Here is a 12,088-nt window from a genome sequence, read left to right on the forward strand (position 1 = left end):
GGCGGGGTCAGAACGAGATCAGCGCGGTCGCCTTCACGGTGCGGCCGGGCTGCGAGTAGAACAGCTGCGGGATGCTGCCGCTGTCGGGCAGGTCGAGCGCGTTGAAGTAGGTCTTGTCGAGCAGGTTGTAGACGCCGACCTGGAGCCGCAGGCCCCTGGCAAAGGCGGGCTGGATCCAGGCGCTGGCATCGATGATGCCGTAGCTCGGCGTCTTGTTGAGGTCCGACGCGGGGTTTTCGACCTTGTTGCGCGATCCGGCGACCGTTCCCGAAAGGTCGACGCCGAAGTTGTCGTGCGTATAGCCAAGTCCCAGCACTGCCCGCAGCGGCGGGATCGAGTTCAGGTGGTAGTCGTCCTGGGTGTTCTTGCCGTTCGTATAGGCCAGCGAGGCCCAGGTCCGCCAATGCTTCGAGAATTCCCAGTTGCCGCTCGCCTCGATGCCGTAGATGCGCACACGGTCGAGGTTCATGTACTTGAACACGCCGAAGGGATAGCTGCCCGACAGGCCGGCGGCGGCCGCCGTGGTCGTCACCGTGTCGATGAAGTTGCGGTATTTGTTGCGATAGTAGGCCAGGCGCAGGCCCCGGCGGGCATCGCCGTAGTGGACGCCGAATTCGTAGCCCTTGCTGGTTTCGGGTTTGAGCGCGGGCGTGCCGACGGTGACGTAGCTGCCGGTGCCGCCATAGGCGAGGTACAGCTCGGTCGCGGAAGGCGCGCGGAAGGCCTGCGCGTACTGGCCGTAGAGAGTCAGCTTCGAGATGACTTCGGCCTCGACCAGAACCTTGGGCGACCAGTGGTGGTCCGAGGAACTGGCGGGCAGGCCCTCATAGGCGGCGTTTTCGGTGTAGCTGGGCGTATCCTGCGGTGAACGGCGATAGTAGTCGTAGCGGATGCCCGGCGTCACGTGCAGCCATTGCGCCGCGCCGAAGCCGATGCGGTCCTGCAGGACGAGGCCGAGATCGGTGCCGTGCACCGTCGGCATGTCCGACTGGTTCACGTGCAGGAACGAACAGGAATAGATCGCGGCGGTGCAGTTGTCCTGCCCGGCGGCGTACTGGCTGGTATTGGTGCGATAGGCCTCGCCCGCGAGCGTGACCGCGTGGGAGACCGGGCCGGTCTGGAAGTCGGCGGTGATCGCGCCGCTGAGACCGTACATCTCGACCTCAAGGTCGCTGTCGCGGATGTACTTGCCGATCGGCGCGGTCAGGCGGTCGCCGGCGGTGTAGGTTTCGAGGTTGCTGCGCTGCCAGTAGCCGACGAGGTGCGCCTCGCGGATCGCGCCGCCGTCGCCCTGATAGTCGTAGCTGCCCGAGATGCGCTTGCGCTTGGTCTTGTTCTGGGTGTTGTAGGCGGAATAGGTCGAGCCGACCGAGGTCAGCGTGTTCTCGTCATAGTCGCGCGAGAAGATCTCGCCGGTGAGGCCGAGGCGGTGCCCGCCGGGCAGGTACTGGTGCAGTTTCACCAGCAGGTTGAGCTGGTCGTAGCTGGCCGGGTTGGCATCGGTGCGGGTCGATCCGGCGCCGCCGCTATTGCCCTGGTTCTTCGTCTCGTTGCCGTTCTGGTAGCCGCCCTGGATCAGCAGCAGCGTATCCTTGCTGCGCACGGCGGCGGCCTGGTTGATGTAGGCACTGTCGCTGGCGCTGTCATACGTGACTTTGCCCAGCCCCGCCTGGACCTTGCCGTCCACCAGCAGGTCCTCGGGATCGAGCGTGCGCAGCGCCAGCGTGCCGGCCAGGGCGCCGGTGCCGAAGAAGCTGGAATCGGCGCTCTTCACCACGTCGATGGCAGAGAGCGCGTTGAAGTCGAACAAGGCGACGCCGCCCTGCACGCCGCGCGCGCCGTCGTTGAGCCAGGGGGTGCGGATGCCGTCGATGGTGGTCAGCACCCGGTTCGCATCGAGGCCGCGAATGTTGATCGACTGGTTCTGCGGGTTGAAGTTCACCCCGGCATCGACGCGGCGGGCATAGTCCGAGAGGCTGTCGACCATGCGTTCGCGCAGGGTCTCGGCGGTCGTCGTGGTGGTGAGCACGCGGGGCTTGCCGCTGGCACTGCGCTCGGAATCAGCGGTGTCTTCGGCCTTGGCCCTGACCGGGAACGACCCGAGGCGGACGGTATCGTCCGGGCTGTCCGCGGCCTGCGCCAGCGCCGGAGCGCCGGGAAGCACGAGCATCAACGCGGCGGCGGAGGCCATACCCCGGCCAATGCCGATCGTGCTCGTTCCTGTCAGCAGCGCGGTAATCATGTTCTGGTACCGTTCACGAATGAGACGCAATAGCAATAGATGGGCGTGATCGTGCCGGACGACGGGCACGCCCCGATGGCCAACAGTGCCGAGCACAGCCTGGGCGCAGGCCGAGCGCACGCTGGGGCGCAGGCTAAGCGCAGGCTGGGCGAACATCGCGCCAGGCGAGGTTCATGGCTGGCGAGGGCGAGGCATCCGTCCGGTGCCCCTGATTCGCTCCTCTATCTCACTGCTATTGATTCGCAATAGGATATGTGAGACCAGCGCGACACCAACTTTCGCAGCCAGCGTCCACAAGGAAGGACCATCCATGCAACATGATACCCGCTACTGGTCGGCTCTGGCGTGCGCCGCGCTGGTGGCCGCCTTCATCGCCCCGCCGGCCCTGGCGCATTCACCCTATCTGCTGCCGAACGGCTTCACGCTCGCCGGGCAGGACCATGTCAGCGTCGAGGCCGCGTTCAGCGAGCATGTCTTTGTGCCCGCTATCGCCATGCAGTCCGACCTGTTCCACGTCGTCGGTCCCGATGGCGCCAGCACCCCGCTGAAACCGGTCGTGCTGCGCGATCTCACGGTGCTGGACGTGCCGACCCCGGCGCAGGGCACCTATCGCATCAGCAGCGGCGCGCGGCAGGGCCGGGTCGCCAAGGCGGCGCTGATCGACGGGGTGTGGGAATTCATCGATCCGCGCCGGCCGCTCCCCGCAGGCGTCGCGCCGGTGGACATGCAGAGCGTGACCAGGGCCGAGGCTTACGTCACCCGCGGCGCGCCGACGCAGGCCGCGCTGGCGCCGACCGGCAAGGGCATCGAGTACCGCGCGATCACCCATCCCGATACCATAAAGGCGGGCAAGCCTGCCGAATTCCAGGTGCTGTTCGATGGCAAGCCGCTCGCCGGTGCCGATGTCGAAGTGGAAGAGGCGCAGGCGGGAGACGGCGAGAATGTGCGCCTGCCGCTGATCGTCAGCGATGCGCAGGGCCGCTTTGCCATCACCGCGCCGCGTGCCGGGCTCTACTTCGCCATGACCCGCCACCGCGTGGCCGCGAGCGGCGCCGATCCGGCGCGCAGCTACACTTACGCGCTCAGCTATTCCGTCACCGAGTGAGAACGACCATGACCCAGACCATCCTGCGCCGCGTGCTTTGCCTGTCGGCGGCGCTGCTGCTGCCCTGCGCGGCCCATGCCGCCTCGCACGACCTGGCCACCTTCATCCGCGAGCAGGATCTCGACGGGGACGGCAAGGTCAGCAAGGAAGAGTTCCAGCGCGGCCGCGACGCCGAATTCGCGCGGATGGACCGCAACCGGGACGGTGTCCTCTCGCACGATGAATATGTCGGCGACTATCGCGAGCGGCTGGAGCGCGACCTGCGCGAACGCCCCGAGGGCGAGCGCGCGGAAATGCGCAGCCGCCAGCTGCGCCAGGCCGATGTCCGCTTCGGCGTGCTGGACAGCGATCACAGCGGCGGCATCACCACCGCCGAATTCGCGGCCACCGGCTGGGCCATGTTCCAGCGCCACGATACCGATCGCGACGGCTGGGTTTCCATGGCCGACGTGCCGAACCCGGACGCCTGAGGTCTTTCAGGAGGTCATTGGGGAGAAGCCGCGGCGAGGTGGGGGCACCTCGCCGCGGCCTTCCTGCATTACCAGTTGAAGCCGGCGCGGACGTAGAGATAGCGTCCGTTGAAGCCGAAGGGCGAGTAGTACGGGAAGCCCAGCACGCCGGTCGAGTTCAGTGCGGCGGGCACCTTGTGCGGGTAGACGTCGAACAGGTTGCTCGCGCCGATCGCCACTTGCGCGCCCTTGGCGGGCTGATAGCGCAGTTCCAGGTCGGTGATCGTGTGGGCGCCGGTGTTGTAGTCGTTCGCCGCCGTGGTTCCGGCCTGCAGCACGTCGCCGTAGTAGGTCGCGCGCAGCGTGGCGCCGAGCGGGCCGTTCGACCAGTCCACCGATCCCGTCACCTTCTCGCCGGGGGTGCCCTGCTCGATGGTCAGGATGCGGCTGCGGGCAAACAGCGTCGGCGCCGGATCGAGCACCGAGGTCGAGGTCGGCACCTTGGTGACCTTCACGTCGTTGACGTTGCCCGCCAGCGTCAGGTCGAAGGTGTTCTCACCCGCATGCAGGCGGTAGTGCGCCACCGCGTCGATGCCCTTGGTGGTCGAGGCGAGGCCGTTGATGAAGAAGCGCGCCGCCGAGACGTTGAAGGGGGCCAGCAGGTCGGCCACTTGCGAACTGAAGCTGGCCTGGATGTTCTCCGAAAGGCCGAGCTGGTCGCGCAGGTGGATACGGTAGCCGTCGACGGTGAGGTCGAAGCCGCCGCTGCGCACCACGAAGCCCGCCGAGAGGTTGGTGGACTTTTCCGGTTGCAGCTTCTTGCCGCCAAGCGCCACTGCGACGTCGCTGGTCGAGGGATAAGTGCCGGTCAGGATCGGCACGCCGTTCTGCACCACCGAGGAGACCGAGGTGAAGTACTGCTGCTGGAGCGAAGGCGCGCGGAAGCCGGTGGAAGCCGTGCCGCGAACCGCGAAGGCCGGGCTGAAATCGTAGCGCAGCGAGAGCTTGCCGGTTCCGGTCGAGCCGAAGTCCGAATAGTGCTCGCCGCGACCGGCCAGGCCGACCAGCAGCTTGTCGGTCACTTGCGCCTCGAGGTCGAGATAGACGCTCTGGTTGCCGCGATGCCTGCTCACTTCGTTGAGCGGCGAGAAGCCGAGGAAGCCCTGCGCGCCGGGGGCGGCGCCCGCCACCGGATTGTCGGCATAGCCGTAGGAGGCCGGCTCGCCCGCCTTGATCTCGTACCCCTCGCGCCGGGCCTCGACGCCGAAGGCCAGGTTGAGCGACTGGAACACGTCGAACTTGCGCGACACGTCCACGCCGCCGACCAGCTGGTCATAGATCAGCGCGCCGTCGTAGAAGTCGGTCTGGGATTCGTTGCCGTAGCTGTAGTTGGCCGAGTTGAGCGTGCGGAAGTCGATCCGGTTGCGGCCGTAGCTGACGTTCACGTCGACGTTCCAGTCGCCGAGGTCGCCCTTCAGGCCGAGCGCCGAATTGAGGTCCTTCGAGCGGGTGTTGATGAGCGGCAGGAAGCCGTCCGGGTAGAGTTCGGACACGGCGGCGGCGGCAGAGGGCAGGCGCGGGAAGGCGGCGCTTTCGCTTTCGCGGTGCTGGTAGCCGAGCCAGCCGTAAAGCTGCCAGTTGTCGCCCACCGAGGTGCCGGCATTGGCCCAGAGGCTGTACTGTTCCACGGCGGGATCGCCGAAGCGGCCGGTCACCCGCGAAGGGGTGACGCGCGGGTCGAAGTCGGCGCGGTTGGTGGCGTCGCGGTTCACGTATTCGCCGGAAACGGTCAGGTAGCCGTCCTCGCCGAAGCCGAAGCCCTGCCAGGCCGAGGCGGTGATCGCGCGCTCGCCGGTCACGCTGCGGCTGCCGCGCGCGGTGTCCACGTCGGTGTCGTAGAGGCCGTAGGTCACGCTGGCGCCGCCGCCGCTGCGCGCCTTGCGCAGGCGCAGGTTGACGACACCGGCGATGGCGTCCGAACCGTATTGCGCCGAGGCACCGTCGCGCAGCACCTCGATGGTCTCCAGCGCCACGGTGGGCACGGTGTTGAGGTCGACCGCGGCCGAGCCGCGCCCGACGGCGCCATTGGTGTTGAGCAGCGCGGCGGAGTGGCCGCGCACGCCGTTGATCAGCACCAGCGTGGCGTCGGGCGAGAGGCCGCGCAGGGTGGCGGGGCGGATCGCGTCGGTGCCGTCGACGGCGGACGGGCGGGGGAAATCGATGGAGGGGGCGACGGCGGCGAGCGCGGTGCCAAGCTCGGTGGTGCCCTGCTGGCGCAGGCTGTTCGCGCTCAGCACGTCGACCGGCGAGGCGCTGTCGAGACGGGAGCGCCCTGCGGCGCGGGTGCCGGTGACGATGATGTCGGCGCCGGGCTCGGCGGCGTCGCCGCTCTCGGTCGCGGTCTGGGCCAGCGCGGGGAATGGCGCCCAGACGAGGGCTGCACCCAGCGAGAGGCGGGTCAGGCTGATTTTCACGAGAAACTCCCTGTAGTCACGTTTGTGGGCCGGAAGGGGGGATTCCCGGCCGGGTACGGTGGGCTGCGTTGTCGCATGCCCGGTTGGACGCAAACGTCGGACGAAATCGTCGGACGATAACGGGGGGAAGGCGGCGTCCCGCACCATTGACGCTGACTGGCAAATGCTGGATCCGCAGCATCGTCCACTCACGCGAATTCCCCGATGACGGGAAAGTCGCGCCAGTATCCCTCGCGCTTTGTCGACCTATTTGATTGACATTATGCCGTCAAGGCGGGGAAGCGCCTGCGCGACATAGGAAATCTAGGATAAGCCCTAGCGCTGCTTCGCAGGCGGCCCGGGCGGCGCGGACAATCCTGTGCCGCCCTGCCGCCTGTATCTTCACGCCGATGGCCTGTTTGTAAGATTATGAAACGCCAGGAAATCGTCTGCTGGCAGCGCCTTCGAGTACAGCCATCCCTGGGCAAACTCGACGCCGGCATCGCGCAAGTACACTTGCTGTGCCTCGGTCTCGACGCCTTCCGCCACGATCTTGAAATTGAGGCTGTGACCCATTTCGATGATGTGCGGAATGACCAGGCTGGTTGCCGCTTGCTTGCCGATGGCACGGATGAACGACTTATCGATCTTGAGAGTGTCGAGCGGCAGCGTCTCCAGTAACGACAGGCTGGAATAACCGGTGCCGAAGTCGTCGATCGCGATGACATGTCCTGCCGCGCGTGCGCGTTCGATGGTGGCACGGGCCGCGGCGGCGTTCATGAAGCCGCGTTCGGTGGCCTCGAGCCAGATCTGTTCGCTCGCCACGTTGGCGTCAGCCAGTGTTTTGGCCAGCACGGCCAGGAAACGACCGCTCTGCATGTCGGCGGACGAGATGTTGAGGGCAATGTGCATGCCCCCGTATTCGCCCCCGGCTTCGTCTTTCCAGCGCGCAAGATCGGCGGCGACGCACGCGATCGCATGGTCGGTGAGCGCCTCGATCAGGCCGGTTTCCTCGGCCAGCGGGATGAATATTTCCGGAGATATCGAAGTCCCGTCCGGCCTGTTCCACCGCATTAGCGCTTCGGCGCCGACGCATCGGCCGGTCGATAGCTCGATGATGGGTTGGTAGAGGGTGACGAACTCGCGGTTTTTCACCGCGATGGCCAGTTCCTTGTGCGGTGAAAGGCGCTGACGCAGCGCCCAGAGGACAAGCGCGACGAGCAGCGCCGAAGTGACGAGCCCGAGCGGGATGAGATACCATAAGTCCTTTTGGGCGCGTGTATCGGCAAGCCTATGATCGCTTACCGCAAACGCGCGCAGCTTTCCCTCCTCGATCGCGGCGAACATGAACTCGCCCTGTCGCCCCGCCCCCTGGCGGCTGGCCACGCGCTCGAGGAGGTCTGCCGGCACCGGCCCGCTGACGGAAATCACCCGGCCATTGATCGAGGCGATTCCCAGCGTCATGGCGGTGTCGGTCAACACATCGATCATGCGCGCGGGATGCATGAGCGCGTCGTAATTCCCATGACTGAGCGCATTCATGGCCATGCCGTCGGAGAGCCTTGCCGGCATTTTCAGAAACAGGCCGAAGCCATCGTCCAACTGTACGTCGGGCTTGCCCATCGTGATCGGTTGATCGACGCGGCCCCAACTCGTGCAGGCGAGACGCCCGTTCCTGAAAAAGCCGATTTCCTCGACGGAGCGTGTCGCAATGGTAAGCTGGCGCATGCGGGCGATGTGCGCCGGGGAGCAATCGGACAATCCTTCCCGTTCGAGCTGCCTGATGGCGCCGCGGGCGAAGTCGAGACTCCGATCGGCACGCTTCAGAGTCCACCCGGCATATTCTTCAAGGTGGCGTTTTTCGGATTCGGCGGCGCTATGCCGCGCGTAGATGGCGATGCCTGCCAGCGGCGTGACTGCCGCCAGCACGGCGAGCAAAGAGGCAATGGCGGCAATCTTGCGGCGGCTCATGCAAATCCCACATGGATGCGTTCCTGCCCGCATCTGCAGGCTGTCAGAAGATCTATATCTTGGGATGCCGCGTGGATGGGCGGCAAGCCCGATTTCAACAACAAATTCAATCGCACAGCAGGATGGACCGACGCTGCGCGACCACCTGCAGGAAACCGCGAACGGGCTGTCCGGTGGCGTTGCGGAATGTGTCCACGCCGCCTAGTCATTAGGGAACCATGAACCAGCCCGTGATCCGTCCTTTCGTGCCCGCCGACGAACAGGGAGTCCTCGGCCTGATCCTGCCGATCCAGCAGCAGGAATTCGGCGTGGCGGTGACCGCCGAGGACCAGCCCGACTTGCGCGCGATCCCCAGCTGGTATCAGACCGGACGGGGCGGCTTTCTCGTCGCCGAGCATGAGGGCCGGATCGTCGGCACCATCGCGATGAAGGACATCGGCGATCTCGGCTCCGGCACGGACCGCAGGGGCGGCGGTGCCTTGCGCAAGATGTTCGTGGCGGCGGACTATCGCGGGCGGGAGCGGGGCGTCGCCGCCGCCTTGCTGCGCAGCCTGCTGGACGCCTCGCGGGGGAATGGGATCGGCACGGTCTACCTCGGCACGACCGACCGGTTCCTCGCCGCGCATCGCTTCTACGAGCGCAGCGGCTTCCGACCGGTCGCGGTGGAAGACCTGCCGAAGCGCTTTCCGCGCATGGCGGTGGATACGCGCTTTTATGTCATCGATCTGGGGTGAGGTGCGCCGGGGCTGCCTTGGCCGATGGGCCGAGCACCGCGGCGCCTGTCCCCCGCTGACGCGCTTACGGCTGGCCCCAGCCGAACGTACCCGAAGCGGTCAGAAAGCCGTCCTGCACGGTAAATCCACCCGGCAGATCACGCGCCAGCCAGAGCGGGCCGTCCAGGTCGACAAAGCGGCTCATGGCGGCGAGCGGCCAGGCGGCGGCGACCGAGAGGGACGAGCAGAGCATGCAGCCGGTCATCACCCCCATGCCGGCGCTGCGCGCGGCTTCGGCCAGCGCAAGCGCGCCGGTGAGGCCGCCGGACTTGTCGAGCTTGATCGTCACATAGGCGTAGCGGCTGCGCAGGCGGGCAACGTCTGCAGCGACGTGGGCGGATTCGTCGGCGGAGAGCGGGATCGGAGAATCGAAGCCTTCCAGCACGTCGTCCGCCCCGGCGGGCAGCGGCTGCTCCAGCAGTTCGAGCCGGGCCTGTGCCAGTGCCGGCAGGACCCGTTCAAGCAGGGCCATGTTCCAGCTCTCATTGGCATCGGCGATCAGCACGGCGTGGGGCACGGCGGCGCGAATTGCGGAGACGCGCTCGGCCACGTCGTGGGCGTCGAGCTTGATCTTGAGCAGGGGCCCCTCTCTGCTGTTTCCGCTGCTGCTCCCGTCTCCGTTCCCGTCTCCGGCGCCATGCTCGGCGGCAATGGCGGCGGCGCGGGCGGCCATCGCCTCGGGACGGTCGATGCCGACGGTGACAGCGGTGCGCAGCGCCGGGGGGAAGGCGCCGAAATGCGCCGAGACCGGCACGCCGGAGCGCTTGGCCTCAAGATCCCACAGCGCGCTGTCGATGGCGTTGCGGGCCGCACCCGGGGGCACGGCACCGAGCAGGGCCGTCCGTTCGATACCGGCTTCGACCAGCGGGGCGAGGGCGGCGATCTGCGCGACAATGGCGGGGGCGAATTCGCCGTAGCGGGCATTGGGAGCACCTTCGCCCCGGCCGACGTGCCCGTCCTGTTCGATGGTCACGTGAACCAGGTCGATCGCCTCGCGCGTGCCCCTCGCGATGGCGAAGGGCCGCGCGAGGGGGTAGTGCGCGATCGAGGCCGAAAGGCGGCGGATCACGCCGGGAAGCGGGCGATCAGGCGGTCGATCACGGCGTCCATGCCGGTGACGAGCGGATCGACGCAGGGCAGGCCGGTCTCGGCGGTGATCCGTGCGCGCAGATCCTGGGCGGCCGCCGCGTCGAACAGTGAGCCGTTGATCGACACGCCGATGAACTCGGCATCGGGGCTGGTCAGCCTGGCGCTGCGCAGGTTCTCCTCGATGCAGGCGGCAATGCCCGGCACCTGCATGTGGGGAAGGCCGCGCATGTGCGGGCGCGAGGGATCGTGGCACATCACCAGGGCCTGCGGCTGGGCGCCGTGGAGCAGGCCGAGCGAGACGCCCGCGAAGGAGGGATTGAACAGCGAGCCCTGTCCCTCGATCACGTCCCACACACCGTCTTCACGCGCGGGCGACAGCGCTTCGGCGGCGCCCGCGATGAAGTCGGCGATCACGCTGTCGATGACGACGCCGTCGCCGGCGATCAGCACGCCGGTCTGGCCGGTGGCGCGGAAGCGGGCGGGCACGCCGCGGGCGTTGAGGGCATCGGCGAGGTGGATCGAGGTGTACATCTTGCCGACCGCGCAATCGGTGCCCACGGTCAGGATGCGGCGGCCCGGACGCGCGGCGCCGGTGCCGACCTTGAGGCCTTCGGGGGCGGCGCGCACGTCGATCAGCCGGCGGCCCAGCGCCTCGGCCCGTTCGCGGATGCGCGGTTCGGTGGAGAGGTGCTGGTGGAGGCCCGAGACGATGTCGAGCCCGGCGTCGAGCGCGGCGAGCACATGGGGGATCATCGCTTCCTCGAGCCGGCCGCCGCTGGTGGCGATGCCGAGGACGAGCGAGCGGGCACCGGCGGCGACGGCCTCCTCCGCGGTCATGCTCGGCAGGCCGAGGGTCAGGGTGTTGTCCGCCTCGCGCAGTTCGCCGATGCAGTCCGCCCGGCGGAACGTGGCCAGCCCGCGCGAGGTCTTGATGTCGAGCGGGTTACGCTTGTCGCCGATGTAGAGGAGGAAGGGGCCGGGGATCATGGATAGTGCTTTCCGTCTGGGTGTGACGGGGCCGTAGCACGGGTGAACGCCGGGCGGGCATCGCAATCCGGCGCTCATCCATAATCTTTACTTATGGACTTGCAGGCGCTCGCGCAGATAATCGAGGAAGTCGAGTGCGAGCTGCGAGGGTGGGCGCGCCTCCAGATAGGCCGCGTGAATGGCATAGGGCTGGGGCGGGTCGAGCCTGCGCATCGCCATGCCGGGCGCCTGCATCGCCAGCGCCGTGTGCAGGTCGACGATGGTCATGCCGAGCCCCGCGCGCGCCATGGCGGCCGCCACGAAAAACGTGCGCGAGGCGCCGACCGGATCGGTCTCGATCTCGTGGCGCGCCAGTTCGTCGGCCATGGCGCGCCCTTGCGGGCCGCTGTCGGCGGTGGAGATCAGCGCGCGCCCGGCCAGCGCGGACAGCGGCAACGGATCGAGGGCATCCGGCAGGTCGGCCTCGCGGAAGCAGGCGACCATCTCCCCCTCGCCGAGACGGGAACTGGCCAGCAGGGTATCGCGCGGCGGGGTATAGCAGATGACGACGTCGGTCTCGTGCGCGCGCAGCTTGGCGGCCATGTCGTCGTGGTGGATCGTGTGCAGTTCGATCGAGACGCCGGGATGGCGCGCGAGATAGCCCGCCAGTGCTTCGGGCAGCAGTTCCATGCCGAGCGCGGGCAGGGTGGACAGCCGCAAGGTGGTGCCCCGCCCATGGCGCATGTTGCGCGCGGTGTCGCGCATCTGGCGGACCTTCTCCTGGATGGCGTCGGCCTGCTCGTAGAGGGCATGGGCATCGGCGGTCGGCACCAGGCGGCCGCGGGTGCGCTCGAACAGCGGGAAGCCGAGCACGCTTTCGGCATGGCGCAGCAGGCTGGTCACGGCGGGCTGCGATACGTGCAGCAACCGCGCGGCGGCGCTGACCGAGCCGGTGGTGTAGACGGCGTGAAAGACTTCGATGTGGCGCAGGTTCATGCCGGGGGTTTGCCGGATCGGGGCAAGGTATGTCCAGTGGCGGC

9 protein-coding genes are annotated in these 12,088 nt (G+C 67.6%); 3 read left to right on the forward strand and 6 right to left on the reverse strand.

Annotation, left to right across the window (positions count from 1 at the left end):
- Window positions 1-7 precede the first annotated feature (7 nt).
- The gene (locus OKA11_RS01055) at window positions 8-2,242 is read right to left on the reverse strand and encodes a TonB-dependent hemoglobin/transferrin/lactoferrin family receptor (protein ID WP_267218371.1); all 2,235 of its coding nucleotides are present in this window, start codon (window positions 2,240-2,242) and stop codon (window positions 8-10) included.
- 310 nt (window positions 2,243-2,552) lie between these two features.
- Between OKA11_RS01055 and OKA11_RS01060 the strand changes: the two genes are divergently transcribed.
- Window positions 2,553-3,347, forward strand: coding sequence for a DUF4198 domain-containing protein (locus OKA11_RS01060; RefSeq protein WP_267218372.1), 795 nt, complete (start codon window positions 2,553-2,555; stop codon window positions 3,345-3,347).
- An 8-nt stretch (window positions 3,348-3,355) separates the two neighbouring features.
- On the forward strand, window positions 3,356-3,817 hold the full coding sequence (locus tag OKA11_RS01065) for an EF-hand domain-containing protein (protein ID WP_267218374.1): 462 nt from the start codon (window positions 3,356-3,358) through the stop codon (window positions 3,815-3,817).
- 68 nt (window positions 3,818-3,885) lie between these two features.
- On the opposite strand, the gene OKA11_RS01070 is transcribed toward OKA11_RS01065, so the two are convergent.
- Together OKA11_RS01070 and OKA11_RS01075 are read right to left on the reverse strand one after the other, a co-directional pair.
- Window positions 3,886-6,270 carry a TonB-dependent receptor plug domain-containing protein gene (locus tag OKA11_RS01070; protein WP_379489409.1) on the reverse strand — a complete coding sequence of 795 codons (2,385 nt, stop codon included), beginning with the start codon at window positions 6,268-6,270 and terminating at the stop codon, window positions 3,886-3,888.
- A 381-nt stretch (window positions 6,271-6,651) separates the two neighbouring features.
- Window positions 6,652-8,220, reverse strand: coding sequence for an EAL domain-containing protein (locus OKA11_RS01075; RefSeq protein WP_267218375.1), 1,569 nt, complete (start codon window positions 8,218-8,220; stop codon window positions 6,652-6,654).
- Between the two features lie 218 nt (window positions 8,221-8,438).
- Between OKA11_RS01075 and OKA11_RS01080 the strand changes: the two genes are divergently transcribed.
- Window positions 8,439-8,954, forward strand: a complete 516-nt coding sequence (locus tag OKA11_RS01080) for a GNAT family N-acetyltransferase (protein ID WP_267218376.1) — start codon at window positions 8,439-8,441, stop codon at window positions 8,952-8,954.
- Window positions 8,955-9,018: 64 nt separating this feature from the next.
- On the opposite strand, the gene OKA11_RS01085 is transcribed toward OKA11_RS01080, so the two are convergent.
- From OKA11_RS01085 to OKA11_RS01095, 3 genes are all read right to left on the reverse strand, one after another.
- Window positions 9,019-10,062, reverse strand: a complete 1,044-nt coding sequence (locus tag OKA11_RS01085; protein WP_267218377.1) for a dipeptide epimerase — start codon at window positions 10,060-10,062, stop codon at window positions 9,019-9,021.
- Complete coding sequence (locus OKA11_RS01090; protein ID WP_267218378.1) at window positions 10,059-11,069, reverse strand: DUF1611 domain-containing protein; 1,011 nt, start codon at window positions 11,067-11,069, stop codon at window positions 10,059-10,061. Before OKA11_RS01090 ends, OKA11_RS01085 begins: the two co-directional genes overlap by 4 nt.
- Window positions 11,070-11,156: 87 nt before the next feature.
- Entirely contained in the window at window positions 11,157-12,044 is an 888-nt protein-coding gene (locus OKA11_RS01095; protein WP_267218380.1) for a LysR family transcriptional regulator, read from the reverse strand.
- Window positions 12,045-12,088: the final 44 nt, after the last annotated feature.

Source organism: Novosphingobium clariflavum (genome assembly GCF_026420865.1).
GTDB classification, from domain to species: Bacteria; Pseudomonadota; Alphaproteobacteria; order Sphingomonadales; family Sphingomonadaceae; genus Novosphingobium; species Novosphingobium clariflavum.